This is a genomic window from Dyella sp. C11, from assembly GCF_003121485.1.
Lineage (GTDB): Bacteria > Pseudomonadota > Gammaproteobacteria > Xanthomonadales > Rhodanobacteraceae > Dyella.
Genome location: NZ_QAVX01000012.1, coordinates 16323 through 32453, shown reverse-complemented (window position 1 = coordinate 32453; position 16131 = coordinate 16323). Strand labels below are relative to the sequence as shown.

Genomic DNA, 16131 nt, shown 5'->3' with positions numbered 1-16131 from the left:
TTTCAAATCAATCCGGCGAATACAGCTTTTGTCGCAGCAGCTGCCGTGAAATCTCATCCGGTGCGCCCAGCCAGATCAGGTCGTCATTGGCGGGATCGTTGCTGTCGGCATTGTTCGCCGCGTTGGGCTTGCGACGCGCGAACAGCCCGGACATGGCATGGGTGTTTTCGTCGTAAAGGATGAGGATGCGCTCGGCCGGACAATCATGTGGCTTGCATGCCGTGGCGAGCATTTCCACGCGGCCATTCACCGTCACCTGCTGCGCCGGCGTGGCCACACCGCCCTGGCTGGCCCACGGCGGCAATTGATCGACGCCTGACAACGCGGCGAACGCCGTGGAGAAATCGGGGCGCTGCATCAGGTCGTAGAGATAGGTCAGGTTGCTTGGCGTGCTGGTGGTCGTGACCAGCGCAGGAACCGAGGTTGTGGCCGCAGCGCGCGGCGCGTTTGCCAGCGGTGCGCTGCCCTCCTGCTGCTGCGAACAGGCCACGCAAGCTGCCGCAATGCCCAGCACGACAACGAATCGGTATGCCATGAAGCCTCCTCGCGTTGCGATGCGCGTGCGCCACCGCGCTGGAGGCCGATGCGGCGCCGGTCAGCCGGCGCCGCGATTCGCTCAGGCCAGCTTGCGCGCCGCGGCGACCACGTCGGCATCACCCGGCAGCACCAGCAGCGCGGCACCGGCAAGCGGTGTGTAGGTATCGGCACCCACCACGCGCTCCAGCGGTGTCGCGCCGGAACCGCCCTCGACAATGGCGGTGATGATGCCCTCGCCCACACCCGCGCTCTTGCGGCCTTCGTCCAGCACGATGATGCGTTTGGCGGACTTTGCCTGCGCCGCGATGAAGGCATCGTTGAGAGGCGCCAGCCAGCGCAGGTCCACCACGCGGACCTTCCAGCCCAGTTCCGCCTTGATGGTGCGGGCGGCGCGCAGCGACATGGTCACGCCGTTGCCGAACGTGAACACCACCAGGTCGGTCGCATCCTCGTTGTAGATGCGCCCCTCGCCCAACGTCATGGCTTCGCCGGGTGCGGGATAGGCAAATTGCCACTGGCCATCGGCCGCTTCGTAGAGGTCCTTGGTCATGTAGAGCGCGATGGGCTCCAGGTACGCGCAGACGCGGCCGTCCACCTTGGCCAGCGCCGTCATCGTGCGCAGCATGGTCGCCGCATCGTCGCCACGGCTCGGGCAACCCACCACAAGACCGGGAATGTCACGCAGCGCCGCAATGGAGTTGTCGTTGTGGAAGTGACCGCCGAAGCCCTTCTGGTAGCCCAGGCTCGCCACGCGCATCACCATCGGGTTGCGGTACTGGTTGTTCGAGAAGAACTGCAGCGATGCCGCTTCACCGCGAATCTGGTCGCACGCGTTGTGGAAATACGCCAGGTACTGGATTTCCGGCAACGGCAGCATGCCCATGTTGGCGTAGCCCTGCGCGAGACCGAGGATGATCGTCTCGTCCAGCAGCGTGTTGAACACGCGGCTGCCCTTGAAGGCTTTCTGCAGGCCCTTGGTGACCGTGTAGACGCCGCCCTTCTGCGCCACGTCCTCGCCGAACAGCAGGGACTCCGGATACTTCGCCATGATGTCGTGCAGCGCCTGGCCGATCTGGATGGCCAAATGACGCGGCGGCTGATTTTCCGGCAGCTTCTCTTCGCTGCCAAAAGCGGCGATACGCCGGTCCTGATAATCCGTACGCTCTGCTTCGGCCTTCACCACGTCCGGCGTGTAAGGCGCCAGCGGCTTCATCACTTCGTCGAGCGTGGTGAGGCGCGGACGGCGGTCGGCATCTTCGGCGGCTTCAAAACAACGCTTGCGCGTGGCTTCGTACAGCGCCAGCAGCGACTCCTTCGTGTACAGGCCCGAGGACAACGCGATTTCCGCCGAACGCAGCAGCGGATCGCTGGCTTCCACGGCGAACAGTTCTTCCACACTGCGCCATTCGATTTCGAAGTCGGTACCGGCGTGCCCCATCACGCGCGTGGTGCGCAGATGCAGGAACGTCGGGCGGCGCGTGTGACGGCAATGCTCCACCGCTTCCTGCACCTGCGCGTAGCCGTTGGCGAGGTCCAGGCCGTCGGCGTAGAAGTAATCGAGATCCGCGCGATGACGGAAGTTGTTCGCCACCCAGCCGTTCGGGGTCTTCACCGAAATGCCGATGCCATTGTCTTCGCACACGTAGAGCACGGGTGCGGGGAGCTTCTGGTACGCCGTCCACGCGGCGGCATTGAAGGCCGTCTGCGCCGTAGCGTGATTGGACGAAGCGTCGCCGAACGAGCAGATGGCGATGCTGTCCTCGGGAATGGGCAGCTTGTGGCCAATGCGGCGCGCCTGCTCGATGGCCACTGCCGTACCCAGGGCCTTGGGCAGATGCGACGCGATGGTGGACGTCTGCGGCAACACCCACAACGGCTTGCTGCCCCACACCTTGTGGCGTCCGCCCGACGCGGGATCTTCCATGCTGGCAGCGAAGGACAGCGCCGAATCCATCACCGGGTCCATGCCCGGCAGCTTGCGGAAACGCTCCGCCATGAAGCCGCCGGAACGGTAGTGCAGGAAGGCGGGATCGGTATGGCGCGTCAGGCGCGCCACCATGGCGTTGCCTTCATGACCACTGGAGCCGATGGTGTAGAACACCTTGTTCTGCACGCGCAGCACGCGCGCCATCAGATCAAGATGACGGCTGATCAGCTGCGATTCCAGCAGCTCGCGAAAGCCCTGGGCATCGAGCGTGCTGCCCGGCAGCACGGGCGAGTGCGCGCCGTGTGGCGCATGCACCTCGCCCTGCCACAACTGCACGAACTCGGTGAAGTTCTGATCGACGATCTCGGCGCGGTTGAAGCCTTTGTGGCGTGCCGTGAGGGAATACGGAATGGCGGTCATGGTGGCTGCGTGTCTCGTCAACGTTTGGCCGTGGAGGCGCTAAGCGAAAAAAGATGGGGCAATGTCAGCGAGGGAAAGGCGATGAAACCGCGCCTTTGCTCCCTCTCCCCCTTGGGGAGAGGGTTGGGGTGAGGGGCCAATCTTGCGGCACGCGTTGATCGGAGTGCGCTTCGTAGCAACATCATCGCAAGCACCCGCCCCTCACCTCAGTCCTCTCCCCGAAGGGGAGAGGAAGTGAAAGCGCGCAGCGTCTTCGCGCGCTGCAAGTCTTTCTCACGCCCAAAACTTTCAAGAATGCGAATCTGGTCTTCCACCGAAGGCACCGGCACGGCCAGCCCGTTCAAGCCCGCGAGCGTCAAGCGCCCTGCTTTCACCGGCTTCCATCCGTCACCCTGGTTGAGCTCCAGCCCACCCATCACCTCGACGGGCAGACCGGGAAAACGAAACCGTGCGAAATGCGAACGAAAACGCTCGGCACCAGCGGGCTCACAAACGTGTTCGCGCCGGTCGGCCCACAACGCCATCAGGCGCTCAGCATCGTCGCGGGACATCAGCACATCCACATCGGCCACGCCGACATCCGCACCTGCGAGCAAGGCCGCCGCGCTGCCGATCACGCACCAGGGCTCCATGCAATGCACATGCAGCTCGGGAACGATTTCCGCCAACGTGGCATACAGGGCGGGGGTGACATGGCTCATGCGCGGCGCTTCCATTCGTCGCGGGTCTGTCCCCAGATCTCGACAGGTACGCTCTCGAACGGTGCTGGCAGGCGGCCGGGGCCACGCAGTTGCGAACCCAGCTTTCTGGCCACGGCCTGCGATGGCGTATTGGCGGGTTCGATGCTGTGAATCACATCGTCCCAGCCCAGTTCGTCGAACGCGAAATCCATGCAAGCGATGGCGCCTTCCAGCGCGTAACCCTTTCCCCACGCGCTGCGGGCCAACCCCCAACCGATTTCATGACCGGGCCAGCCTTCGGGATACCAGGGCCCCATGCGGCCGATCCACTGTCCGGTGCGCTTCTCGATCACCGAGAACATGGCGAAGCCCTGCATGGCCCACGCGCCGGCCATCGTGAGGAATCCGCGCCACGCCACCGCTCGCGGCACCGGGCCGCCGATGTGGCGCGAGTTTTCCTCGTCAGCCATCAGCGCGGCCCAGCCGTCGAAATCCTCCGGCTGCGTGGGACGCAGGATGAGGCGTTCGGTTTCGATGCGGATGTTTTGCCAGCTCATAAAGGCACTTCACCTCAGTGCTAGTTCATCCTCAGCGTCATCCCGGCGCAGGCCGGGATCCAGGGGCTTCGGTTCAGCGATTAGGCGCTGGATTCCGGCCTTCGCCGGAATGACGGACAGGGAAACCAGGAGCACGTTGAAAACTTAGAACGCGTTGATACCCGTCAGCTCGCGCCCCACCACCAGCTGATGCACCGTCTCGGTGCCTTCATAGGTGATGACCGATTCCAGGTTCAGCGCATGGCGAATGGCGACATGTTCCGTGGTGATGCCGGCGCCGCCGAGGATGTCGCGACACTCGCGCGCAATGTCGATGGCCATGCGGCAGTTGTTCCACTTCGCCAGCGACACCTGCGTGGGCTGCATGGTGCCGGCGTCCTTCAGGCGACCCAGCTGCAGCGAGAGCAGCTGCGCCATGGTGATGCGGCGTGCCATCTCGGCCATCTTGATCTGTACGGCCTGGTTTGATGCCAGCGGGCGACCGAACAGGATGCGTTCCTGCGTGTAGTTCAGCACTTCCTGCAGGCAGGCCTGCGCGGCGCCGATCGGGCCCCACGTGATGCCGTAGCGTGCCTGCGTGAGGCAGCCCAGCGGACCCTTCAGGCCCTTCACGTTCGGCAGGCGGTTGGCTTCGGGCACGCGCACGTTGTCGAAGAACAGGCCCGACGTTACCGACGCGCGCAGGCTCATCTTCTTGTGCACTTCCTGCGCGGTGAAGCCCTTGGTGTCGGTCGGCACGATGAAGCCCTGGATGCCGTCCTCGGTCTGCGCCCACACGATGGCGATGTGCGCGACGTTGCCGTTGGTGATCCACATCTTGGCGCCATTGATGACCCAATCGCCGCCATCCTTCTTGGCGTGGGTCTTCATGTTCGCCGGGTCCGAGCCGCCGTGCGGTTCGGTGAGGCCGAAGCAGCCGATGATTTCACCCGCCGCCATCTTCGGCAGGTAGTGCATCTTCTGCTCTTCCGTGCCGTAGGCGTAGATGGGGTACATGCACAGCGAGCTCTGCACGGAAGCAAAGCTGCGCAGGCCTGAATCGCCGCGCTCCAGTTCCTGGCAGATCAGGCCGTAGCTCACGCCGTTCATGCCGGCGCAGCCGTACTTTTCGGGAAGCGTGGCGCCCAGCAGGCCAAGGCCCGCGATCTCGGGAATCAGCTCCTTGGGAAAGCGGCCCTGGTCGAAACAGTCCCCGATGATCGGCAGCACGCGTTCGTCGACGAAACGGCCAACGGCGTCCTGCACCATGCGTTCTTCGTCGGTCAGCAGGGAACGAACGTCGTAGAGATCCAGCGGGTTCAAACGGGATGCCATAGAAATTCCGGAAACGGACCAGGGAGCCAGACATTCTAGCCATGCCCCCAGCTCCGGTCACGCCGCTGGGCAGCATCCGCAAACCCGTGCCAGTCAAGGAATTTTCAGCTTATTTCCGGGACACCAGCGCCGTTTTCCGGTGACACCTGCCGTCTCAGCCCTGATCGCGAAGGATCATCGAAGCGCCCATCCCCCTGGGTTCTGACCTTCCCCGACTGTGGGACTATAGACGCGTCCCCCTTCCCTTCGGCCGCCCCCACAGCGTCTGGGCGCGCCTTTTCTCGGAAACCGCATGTTCAAAGGTGTTCTGCTCGGCTTCGCCTGCTACGCCGCTTACGCGATCAGCGACGCTTTCGTGAAGTCGTTGCATGGCACGTTGCCGGCGTACGAGGCGGTGTTCTTCGGCGCCGTGCTGATGCTCAGCGCGCTGCCTTTCATCCGCAAGCCGGACGACCGCTACCTGGACGTGTTCCGCGCACGCAAGCCGCATCTGTGGTGGATTCGCGCCATCACCGGCGCCATCTGCAATATTTCGGCGGTCATCGCCTTCACGGCGTTGCCGATGGCCGAGGCATTCGCGCTGATCTTTCTGCTTCCGATCTTCGTCACCTTGCTGTCGGTGATTTTCCTCAAGGAACACGTCGGCTGGCGACGCTGGTCGGCGGTGATCGTGGGTTTCATCGGCGTACTGGTGGTGCTGCGTCCCGGCTTTCGCGCGCTGGGCATCGGTCATTTCGCGGCGATGGCCTGCGGCCTTTCCGGCGCGGTCTCCGTGGTGGCGTTGCGCATGGCCGGTCCGCACGAGAAGCGCATCAGCCTGTATGGCGCGGGCGTCATCGGCCCGCTTGTCAGCGGTGGCTTGCTCATGCTGCCGAATTTCATCTGGCCGGATCTTCACCAATGGATGCTGCTGGCCGGTTACGGCCTTCTGGCGGGACTGGCCGGCGTGCTGCTGATGCTGGCCACGCATCACGCTCCGGCCAATCGCATCGCGCCCACGCAGTACAGCCAGATGTTGTGGGCCATCTTCTTCGGCTACTGGCTGTTCGGCGACCACCTGGACTGGCCGATGGTGATCGGCATCGTGCTGATCCTGGGATCGGGCCTCTTCACGCTGGTGCGCGAAGAGAAGGTCACCGGATGGTGGAAGCGCGCCCGCATGGTCTGACTGTCGACCTGCGCCAGATGAACATTTCTTAATGAAGTAACGGGCCAATGCACGCCATGCCGTGAGGCATCACTTGGCCGTGACAATCCTTGTGTCATCACCTTTTTCCGGCGTTTTTGCCACTCCGCGCCCATGCATTGCCGCGAGGAGGCATGCGTCCGCGCTTGCTCGTGCCCGGGTCAACCGCATGGCCAACGGATCGTTAGAAGTCAGTCGACAGCGTACCCCCGGCAACACCGTGTTTCGAATGTGTTGCCGCGCTGACGATCCAACCTTGCTTGTTTTGTGATTCGCACATTTGAGTTGCTGGGAGATGGTGCATGAGTGCCGACACTGCCCAAACATCGGGGCATCCTCGTAGGAAGCGTGGCGTACTGATCGCGGCCGTGATCATCGTCCTCCTGGTTGTATTGATGGTGATCCACATCCTCACGGGCCAGAAGGCCAAGACGGGCCAACCGCCCCAGGTGGTGAGCGCTGCGGCGGCCACCACCGGTGAGATGCCGGAGATCCTTACCGCGCTGGGCACGGTCACGCCCGTCGCCACGGTGAACGTGCTGCCGCAGCTGAGTGGCTACCTCACCTCCGTGGGCTATCAGGAAGGCCAGGACGTCGAGAAGGGCCAGTTCCTCGCCCAGATCGATCCGCGCCAGTACGAGATCAACAAGCAGCAGGCCGAGGCGCAGCTCGCCAAGGACCAGGCGACGCTGGATCAGGCGCGTGCTGACCTGGCGCGCTACACGCAGCTGCACGAACAGAAGTCCATCGCCGAGCAGACTTATACCGACCAGCGCTTCACCGTGGCGCAGTCGGAAGCGGCCGTGAAGGCGGACAAGGCGGCCATCGCGCAGGACGAGCTTGACCTCATCTATTGCCACATCACCGCCCCGGTTGCCGGTCGCGTGGGCCTGCGGCTGGTCGATCCGGGCAACTACGTCACGCAGTCAACGTCGCCGGGCATCGTCACCATTACGCAGATGAAGCCGACCACGGTGCAGTTCACCGTGCCGCAGAACTCGCTGGCCAAAGTGCTGCAACGTGTGAATGGCGGCGCCAAGCTGCCGGTCACGGCGTACTCCAGCGACAACAGCAAGCAGATCGCCGCGGGCACGCTGTACGCGCTGAGCAACCAGATGGCCACGAGCACCGGCACGGTGACGTTGCGTGCCACCTTCGCCAATGACGACGAAGCGCTGTTCCCCAACGAGTTCGTCAACATCCAGATGCTGGTGGATACGTTGCAGAAGGTGGTGCTGGTGCCCACCGCTGCCGTGCAGACCGGCGCACCGGGCAACTACGTGTACCTGGTGAACCAGGACCAGACGGTGTCGGTGCACAAGGTGACGCCGGGCCCGAGCAACGGCAAGTTCACCGCCATCCTGTCGGGCCTCAATGCCGGCGAACAGGTGGTGACCGACGGCATGGATCGCCTGAGCGACGGCGCGAAGATCCGCGTGTCGCAGGGTCATCCGGCCGGCGCCAGCAGCACGGGCGCGCCTGCCACGGCGCATTCGGGCAAGCACGCACACGCCAACGCAAGCTCGTGAGTCGCAGGCGCGCGAACCGATGAATATTTCCCGCCTGTTTATCATCAGGCCGGTAGCCACTTCGCTGCTGATGATCGCCCTCGTGCTGGTGGGCCTCGTCGCGATGAAGTTCCTGCCGGTCTCCTCGTTGCCGAACGTCGATTACCCGACGATCCAGGTGCAGACGTTCTATCCCGGCGCCAGCCCCAACGTGATGGCCACCACGGTGACGGCGCCGCTGGAAGTGCAGCTGGGTGAAATCCCCGGCCTGCAGCAGATGACGTCGAACAGTTCGGCGGGGGCGTCCATCATCACGCTGCAGTTCGACCTGTCGCTCAATCTCGATGTGGCCGAACAGAACGTGCAGGAGGCGATCAACGCCGCCAACAGCCTGCTGCCCACTGGCCTGCCCGCTCCGCCGACGTATGCCAAGGTGAATCCGGCCGACCGCCCGATCCTGACCCTGGCGGTAACGTCCAACTCCATGTCGCTGCCGCAGTTGCAGGACGTGGCGAACAACCGCCTGGGCGCCAAGATTTCGCAGGTGCAGGGTGTGGGCCTGGTGACGCCGGCGGGCGGCAACGTACCCGCCATCCGCATCGAGGCCGATCCCAAGAAACTCGCCGGCTACGGCCTCAACATCGACGACCTGCGCTCGCTGCTCGCGAACGTCAACGTAAGCCAGCCCAAGGGCAACTTCGACGGCCCGGATCTCGACTACACCATCAACGGCAACGACCAGATCCAGAATCCGCAGGATTACCTGGATACGGTGATCTCGTACCAGAACGGCGCGCCGGTGTATCTGCGCGACGTGGCCAACGTCTCGCAGGCCGCGCAGAACACCGAACAAGGTGCGTGGTTCAACAAGACCCAGGCCATCGTGCTGAACGTGCAGCGCCAGCCCGGCGCCAACGTCATCGCCACGGTCAACCAGATCATGAAGACGCTGCCGCAGCTGGAATCCACGCTGCCCGCCGGCATGAAGGTGGAAGTGGTGACGGACAGCACCGGTGTGATCCGGTCGTCGGTGAACGATGCGGCGTTCGAGCTGATCCTTGCCGTGGCGCTGGTCGTGCTGGTGATCTTCGTCTTCCTGCGCAATATCCCGGCCACCATCATTCCCAGCATCTCGGTGCCGGTGTCGCTGATCGGCACGCTGGCGCTGATGTACGAACTCAATTACTCCATCGACAACCTGTCGCTGATGGCGTTGATCATCGCCACCGGTTTCGTCGTGGATGACTCGATCGTGATGATCGAGAACATCGTGCGCTACCTTGAAGAAGGCAAGACACCACTGGAAGCCGCGCTGGAAGGCGCGGGACAGATCGGCTTCACCATCCTGTCGCTGACCGTGTCGCTGATCGCCGTGCTGATCCCGCTGCTGTTCATGGGCGGCGTGATTGGTCGCCTGTTCAACGAGTTCGCCGTGACGCTGGCAGTGACCATCCTGCTGTCCGCCGTGGTATCGCTGACCCTCGTACCGATGCTGTGCGCGCGCATCCTGAAGGCACAGAAGGATCGTCACCCCAGCCGCTTCGAACGCATCAGCGAGGGCCTGTTCGACAAGACGCTGGCCGCATACAAGCGTGGCCTGCACTTCGTGATGGCCCACCAGACCGCCACCTTGCTCGCCTTCATCGTCACGCTGGTGCTGACGATCGTGCTGTACATCGTCATTCCCAAGGGCCTGTTCCCGGTGCAGGACGTGGGCGTGCTGCAAGGCATCAGCGTGTCGGACAACTCGGTGTCCTACGTGGCCATGGTCGATCGGCAGAAGCAGCTGGCCGATGAAATCCTGAAGGACCAGGACGTGGCCAGCCTTACCTCGTACGTGGGCATCGACGGCACCAACACCACGCTGAACAACGGTCGCTTCCTGATCAACCTGAAGCCGCGCGACGATCGTTCTTCCACGGCCGCCGAGATCGCGCGCCGCATCCAGCAGGAAGTGGCCAACGTGCCGGGCATCAAGCTGTACATGCAGCCCGAGCAGGACCTGACGCTGGACACCACCATCTCGCCCAACCAGTACCAGTTCGTGTTGCGCGGGCCGAACCAGCAGGCGTTCCAGCAGTATGTGCCGCAGCTGATTTCGAAGTTGAAGGACATCAAGTCCATCACCGACGTTACCAGCGACCTCAACAACGACGGCCTGGCCATCGACGTGGAAGTGAATCGCCAGCTGGCTGCGCGTTATGGCATTACCGCGGCGACCATCGACAATGCGTTGTACGACTCGCTCGGCCAGCGCATCGTTTCCACCATCTTCGAGCAGGCCAGCCAGTACCGCGTCATTCTGGTGGCGAAGCCGGAGAGCATTCCCACGGTGGAATCGCTGGGTGACCTGTACCTGCCCAGCCAGACCGCCAGCAGCGGCCAGGTGCCGCTGAAGGGCATCGCCAACATCCACATCACCAAGTCCCCGCTGGTGATCAGCCACCTGGCCCAGTTCCCGGCCGTCACCGTGTCGTTCAACCTGGCGCAGGATGCATCGCTCAGCAAGGCGGTGAAGGAAGTGAACGACGCGGAGCAATCCGTGCATCTGCCTTCGTCGATCACCTCCACCTTCCAGGGCGCGGCCCAGGCGTTCCAGGATTCGCTGTCCAGCGAGGTGTACCTGCTCATCGCCGCCCTCATCGCCGTCTATATCGTGCTGGGCGTGCTGTACGAAAGCTTCATCCACCCGGTGACGATTCTCTCCACCCTGCCCTCGGCCGGTATCGGCGCGCTGCTGGCCTTGATGATCGCCGGCAGCGACCTGGACGTGATCGGCATCATCGGCATCGTGCTGTTGATCGGCATCGTGAAGAAGAACGCGATCATGATCGTGGACTTCGCACTGGAAGCCGAGCGCGAACACAACAAGCCCGCGGAAGAAGCCATCTTCGAAGCCTCGCTGCTGCGCTTCCGCCCGATCCTGATGACCACGCTGGCGGCGATGCTGGGCGCCATGCCCATGCTGCTGGGCACGGGCACCGGTTCGGAGCTGCGCCGCCCGCTGGGCCTGGCGATCATCGGTGGCTTGCTGCTCAGCCAGCTGCTTACGCTGTTCACCACGCCGGTGATCTACCTGTATTTCGACCGCCTCGCGCAACGTTTCGGGCGCAAGCCACAGCCTGAGGCGGCGACCGGGGACGGCGCGTGAACATCCCCGGGCTATTCATCCGACGGCCGGTAGCGACCACGCTGCTGGCCATCGCGATTTTCCTGTCGGGTGCGCTCGCGTATTTTCGCTTGCCGGTGGCACCGCTGCCCAACATCACGTTTCCGGTGGTGGTGGTGCAGGCGAGCATGGCGGGCGCCAGTCCCAGCATCATGGCGTCCACCGTGGCCGAGCCCCTGGAGCGGCGCCTGGGCAGCATTGCGGACGTCACCGAGCTGACCTCGACCAGCACCGTGGGCGCGGCGCAGATCGTGATCCAGTTCGGCCTGAATCGCGACATCAACGGCGCCGCGCGCGACGTGCAAGCCGCCATCCAGGCAGCCCGCGCCGACCTGCCCACCACGCTGCGCAACAACCCGACGTACCGCGAGTTCAATCCGGCAGATTCGCCGATCATGGTGCTCGCGCTGACGTCCAAGACACTGACGCGCGCGCAGTTGTATGACTCCGCCGACTCGGTGATCCAGCAGCAGTTGTCGCAGGTGGACGGCGTGGGCCAGATCACCCTGGGAGGCAGTGCCCTGCCCTCCGTGCGCGTGGAGTTGCAGCCGGACCAGCTCAACAGCTACGGCATCGGCCTGGAAGACGTGCGAGCGGCGATCAGCGCCGCCAACGCGGACAGCGTGAAGGGGCACATCGACCAGAACGGCATCCGCTATGAAGTGGAATCCAACGACCAGATCAGCAAGGCCGCGCCGTATCGCGATCTGGTAATCGCCTACCGCAACGGCTCGCCCGTGCAATTGCGCGACGTGGCGCAGGTGGTCGACTCCGCCGAGAACATACGCACCGCCGGCCTGTACAACGGGCAGGACGCGGTGCTGGTCATCGTGTATCCGCTGCCGGGCAGCAATATCGTCAAGACGGTGGCGCAGATCCGCAAGTCGCTGCCCAACATCGAGGCCACATTGCCGCAGAACGTGCACATCGGCGTGGCGGTGGATCGCTCGCAATCGGTGAACGCGGCCGTGGGCGATACCGAACGCACGCTGTTCATTGCCGTGTTGCTGGTGATCGGCGTGGTGTTCGTGTTCCTGCAATCGCCGCGCGCCGTGCTGGTGCCGGCCGTGGCGTTGCCGTTGTCCATCGTGGGCACGTTCGGCCCGATGTACCTGCTGGGCTACAGCATCGACAACCTATCGCTGATGGCGCTGACCATCGGCACCGGCTTCGTGGTGGATGATGCCGTGGTGGTGCTGGAAAACATCGTGCGCCATGTGGAACAAGGCATGGACGTGCACGAAGCGGCCATGGTCGGCAGCGCCGAGGTCAGCTTCACCGTGATCTCCATGAGCCTGTCGCTGATCGCGGTGTTCCTGCCCATCCTGCTGATGCCCGGCATCGTCGGCCTGCTGTTCCACGAGTTCGCGGTGACGCTGTCCATCGCCATCCTGCTGTCGCTGGTGATCTCGCTGACCGTGACACCGACCATGGCGGCCTATGTGATCAGCCGCAAGACGCTGCATTCGAAGGCCAAGTGGGCGGTGTGGTACGAGCGGCAGTTCGATCGCTTCCGCAACGCGTATTCACGCTCGCTGACCGCGGTGCTCGATCACGCGTTCGCCGTACTGCTCACGCTGATCGGCCTGATCGTGCTGAACGTGGTGCTGATCCGCCTGGTGCCGTCCACGTTCTTTCCCGAGCAGGACAACGGTATCCTGATGGGCCAGATCATTGCCGACCAGAGCATTTCCTTCCAGGCGATGCAGAAGAAGCTCGCGCAGCTGCAAGCCATCGTGCAGAAGGACCCGGCCGTCGCGGCCGTCGCCGGCTTCACCGGCGGTCGTGCGCTCAACACGGCCAACGTCTTCATCGAGCTCAAGCCGCTGGCCGAACGCAAGGTGGCGGCAACAGAAGTGGTGGATCGCCTGCGGCCCAAGCTCAACGCGGTGTCGGGCGCCAAGCTGTTCCTGCAGGCCGCGCAGGATCTGCGCATCGGCGGACGGCAATCGGCGTCGGAATACCAGTACACGCTGACCAGCGACGACTCGGATGCGCTGTTCGAGTGGGTACCGAAACTGGTGACGGCATTGGGCAAGTATCACGACCGACTTGTCGACGTGAACTCCGACCTGCAGCAGAACGGCTTGCAGCTGTACGTGAACATCGACCGCGCCACGGCGGCGCGCTACGGCTTCGCACCGAACCAGATCGACAGCGTGCTGTACGACGCGTTCGGCCAGCGCACGGTGTCTACCGTCTACAACCAGCTCAACCAGTACTACGTGGTGATGGAAGTGGCGCCGCAGTACTGGCAATACCCGCAAACCATCGACCGCATTCGTTTCAGCACGGCGGCGGGCAACGCCACCGGCACCGCGCAGACGCAGATGTCGAAGTCGGTGGTGACGGGCGTCACCGGCGTCACGGTCGGCACCTCCACCACCAGCAGCACGGGCACAAGCACCAATTCGCGCAACTCCGACGCCGAAGCCAACCAGCTCACCAACGCCATTTCCAACGCCAAGGGCGGCAGCTCCAGCGGCAGCGCGGACAGTACGTCGGCCGAGACCATGGTGCCGTTCCCTGCCCTGGCGTCGTACATCAGCAACCACACGGCCACGCAGGTGAACCATCAGGGCGGCCTGGTGGCGGGCACCGTCTCGTTCAACCTGCCGCCGGGCGGTTCGCTCAGCGATGCACTGGCCGCCATCAATGAAGCGGTACAGGAAATTGGCATGCCGGCCTCCATCCACGGCAGCTCGGCGGGCGCGGCGCAGGTCTATGCGCAATCCATGGGCACCATGCCGCTGCTGATTCTTGCCGCGCTGGCAGCCGTCTATATCGTGCTGGGCATCCTGTACGAGAACACCGTGCATCCCATCACCATTCTTTCCACCCTGCCCTCCGCCGGCATCGGCGCCACGCTGGCACTGCTCATCTTCGGCACGCCGTTCTCGGTGATCGCGATGATCGGCATCATCCTGCTTATCGGCATCGTGAAGAAGAACGCCATCATGATGATCGACGTGGCCATCCATTTGCAGCGCGATGAAGGCGTGGAGCCGACCAAGGCCATCCACGATGCCGCCGTGGTGCGACTGCGCCCGATCATGATGACCACGGCCGCGGCCGTGCTCGGCGCGGTGCCGCTGGCCATCGGCATCGGCCAGGGCGCATCGTTGCGTCAGCCCCTGGGCATCACGGTGATGGGCGGCCTGATTCTTAGCCAGGTTTTCACCCTCTACACCACGCCAGTGATCTATCTCTACCTCGACCGCCTGCGCGCACGGCTTGCGCGGTGGTCGGAAAGCCTGCCGTGGAACCGATCGGACGCAAGCGCATGAACACGAGTCCCTTAATCCGCAACGTTCTTGCCATCACCCTCGCGATGACGCTGGGTGGCTGCATGGTCGGCCCCGACTACCATCGTCCCGACGCAAAGGTGCCCACGCAGTACAAGGAACTGCCGGGCTGGACCACCGCCACGCCCGCGGACGACGCGCCCAAGGGCGACTGGTGGACGTCGTTCAACGATCCGCTGCTCAACGAACTGGAGCCGCAGGTGGCGGTATCCAACCAGACAGTGGCGCAGAGCTATGCGAACTATCAGGCCGCCATGGCCGAAGTCGAAGTGGCGCGCGCTTCGCTGTTTCCCACCCTCGGCATCACCGGCGCGGGCAGCAAGCAGCGCGCGGCGGCGGGCAATGCCGGCAGCGGCGTCGAGCATCTGCGGCCGATCAGCACGTCTGGTTCGCTGGAAGGCAATGTGAGCTGGGCGCCGGATCTGTGGGGCAAGGTTCGTCGCACCATCGAGGAAAACAAGGCCAACGCGCAGGCCAGCCAGGCCACGCTGGCCAATGCCACGCTCACCGAGCAAACCGCGCTCGCCACCGCGGTGATCGACCTGCGTGTGACCGATGCGAATATCGACCTGCTGCAGAAGACGGTCGATGAGTACAAGGAATATCTGCGCGTGGTCGACAACCAAGGCAAGGCTGGCACGATCGCGCCTTCGGACGTCATCACCGCACGAACGCAGCTGGAAAGCGCGCAATCGAAGTTGATCGCACTGGGCGTGTCGCGCGCGCAGTACGTGCACGCCATTGCCGTGCTGGTGGGCAAGAACCCAGAAGAACTCGACGTTCCGCACAACGCCAAGCTGCCGACCTTGCCCAGCGTACCCACGGGCGTTCCTTCCACGTTGCTGCAGCGTCGCCCGGACATTGCCGTGGCCGAGCGCCAGATGGCCGCGGAGAATGCTTCCGTCGGCGTGGCCATCGCCGCCTATTACCCGTCGCTTACGCTTTCCGGCGCGGATGGCTTTTCGCAATCGCCACTGGCCGGTTTGCTGCACGCGGCAAACCATGTGTGGTCGCTGGGTGCCGACGCCACGGAGACCGTGCTCGACTTCGGTGCTCGTCACGGCGATGTCGCCGCCGCCCGTGCCAACTACGAAGCCGCCGTGGCCAACTACCGCGGCACCGTGCTGACCGCGCTGCAGAACGTGGAAGACGATCTTTCCGGCATCACCATCCTGGCGCAGCAGGCGCAGGTGCTCGACGCCGCCGTGAAGGATTCCACGCGTGGCGCGGAGATCGCCTTCAACGAATACCAGGCGGGCACGGTCGACTACACCACCGCGGCCACGGCACAGACCACGCAACTGAGCGCGGAGCAGGACGCGCTGAGCGTGCAGCAGCAGCGGCTGCTTGATGCGGTGTCGTTGTATGGCGACCTGGGGGGTGGCTGGTCGGCGGATGAGCTGGGGCATGCGCCGGTGGCGGTAACTGCGAAGTAAGGTCCACTCACACACGTCAACGTGCGCCTCTTTTGCTCGTCATTCCGGCGCAGGCCGGAATCCAGTAGCGAGCACGCACCCGTATCGCGACG

10 protein-coding genes are annotated in these 16131 nt (G+C 64.0%); 5 read left to right on the top strand and 5 right to left on the bottom strand.

The genetic code is table 11. The features are described 5' to 3' along the window. Positions 1 to 7 precede the first annotated feature (7 nt). The 5 genes from DK366_RS12460 to DK366_RS12440 form a co-directional block, all read right to left on the bottom strand. The gene (locus DK366_RS12460) at positions 8 to 535 is read right to left on the bottom strand and encodes an Ivy family c-type lysozyme inhibitor (protein WP_109125883.1); all 528 of its coding nucleotides are present in this window, start codon (positions 533 to 535) and stop codon (positions 8 to 10) included. An 81-nt stretch (positions 536 to 616) separates the two neighbouring features. Continuing rightward, positions 617 to 2884, bottom strand: a complete 2268-nt coding sequence (locus DK366_RS12455; protein WP_109125882.1) for a thiamine pyrophosphate-dependent enzyme — start codon at positions 2882 to 2884, stop codon at positions 617 to 619. A gap of 206 nt (positions 2885 to 3090) precedes the next feature. Continuing rightward, entirely contained in the window at positions 3091 to 3585 is a 495-nt protein-coding gene (locus DK366_RS12450) for a hypothetical protein (protein WP_198651535.1), read from the bottom strand. Continuing rightward, positions 3582 to 4121: a GNAT family N-acetyltransferase gene (locus DK366_RS12445; RefSeq protein WP_109125880.1), complete on the bottom strand. Its 540-nt coding sequence runs from the start codon at positions 4119 to 4121 to the stop codon at positions 3582 to 3584. The genes DK366_RS12450 and DK366_RS12445 overlap by 4 nt, the downstream gene beginning before the upstream one ends. 144 nt (positions 4122 to 4265) lie before the next feature. After that, a complete protein-coding gene (locus DK366_RS12440; RefSeq protein ID WP_109125879.1) occupies positions 4266 to 5435 on the bottom strand; it encodes an acyl-CoA dehydrogenase family protein in 1170 nt (389 codons plus the stop codon). Between the two features lie 292 nt (positions 5436 to 5727). Between DK366_RS12440 and DK366_RS12435 the strand changes: the two genes are divergently transcribed. From DK366_RS12435 to DK366_RS12415, 5 genes are all read left to right on the top strand, one after another. Then, positions 5728 to 6603, top strand: a complete 876-nt coding sequence (locus tag DK366_RS12435; protein ID WP_109125878.1) for a DMT family transporter — start codon at positions 5728 to 5730, stop codon at positions 6601 to 6603. Positions 6604 to 6989: 386 nt separating this feature from the next. Beyond that, positions 6990 to 8150 (top strand): efflux RND transporter periplasmic adaptor subunit, encoded by a 1161-nt coding sequence (locus tag DK366_RS12430; RefSeq protein WP_232821027.1) that lies wholly within the window; start codon positions 6990 to 6992, stop codon positions 8148 to 8150. Between the two features lie 19 nt (positions 8151 to 8169). After that, complete coding sequence (locus tag DK366_RS12425) at positions 8170 to 11280, top strand: efflux RND transporter permease subunit (RefSeq protein ID WP_109125876.1); 3111 nt, start codon at positions 8170 to 8172, stop codon at positions 11278 to 11280. Beyond that, positions 11277 to 14585, top strand: coding sequence for an efflux RND transporter permease subunit (locus DK366_RS12420; RefSeq protein WP_109125875.1), 3309 nt, complete (start codon positions 11277 to 11279; stop codon positions 14583 to 14585). The genes DK366_RS12425 and DK366_RS12420 overlap by 4 nt, the downstream gene beginning before the upstream one ends. Then, on the top strand, positions 14582 to 16039 hold the full coding sequence (locus tag DK366_RS12415) for an efflux transporter outer membrane subunit (RefSeq protein WP_109125986.1): 1458 nt from the start codon (positions 14582 to 14584) through the stop codon (positions 16037 to 16039). Before DK366_RS12420 ends, DK366_RS12415 begins: the two co-directional genes overlap by 4 nt. Positions 16040 to 16131: the final 92 nt, after the last annotated feature.